General features: G+C 53.9%; 1 rRNA gene. It reads left to right on the top strand.

The features are described from left to right. A 23S ribosomal RNA gene (locus tag E1J61_RS35510) occupies positions 1–464 on the top strand; the annotation flags it as partial.

The raw sequence follows: 464 nt of genomic DNA, 5'->3' as shown, positions 1-464 counted from the left end.
GGAGACAGACATCGGGTGCTAACGTCCGGTGTCAAGAGGGAAACAACCCAGACCGCCAGCTAAGGTCCCCAAATATAGCTAAGTGGGAAACGAAGTGGGAAGGCTAAAACAGTCAGGAGGTTGGCTTAGAAGCAGCCACCCTTTAAAGAAAGCGTAATAGCTCACTGATCGAGTCGTCCTGCGCGGAAGATGTAACGGGGCTAAGCTATATACCGAAGCTGCGGACGCACGCAAGTGCGTGGTAGGAGAGCGTTCTGTAAGCCTGTGAAGGTGTCTTGTAAAGGATGCTGGAGGTATCAGAAGTGCGAATGCTGACATGAGTAGCGATAAAGGGGGTGAAAGGCCCCCTCGCCGTAAGCCCAAGGTTTCCTACGCAACGTTCATCGGCGTAGGGTGAGTCGGCCCCTAAGGCGAGGCAGAGATGCGTAGCTGATGGGAAGCAGGTTAATATTCCTGCACCGTCG

Source organism: Cupriavidus sp. L7L (assembly GCF_004353535.1).
Lineage (GTDB): Bacteria > Pseudomonadota > Gammaproteobacteria > Burkholderiales > Burkholderiaceae > Cupriavidus > Cupriavidus oxalaticus_A.
The sequence above is the reverse complement of the archived record's forward strand: the minus strand, read 5'-3'. Positions and strand labels throughout refer to the sequence as shown.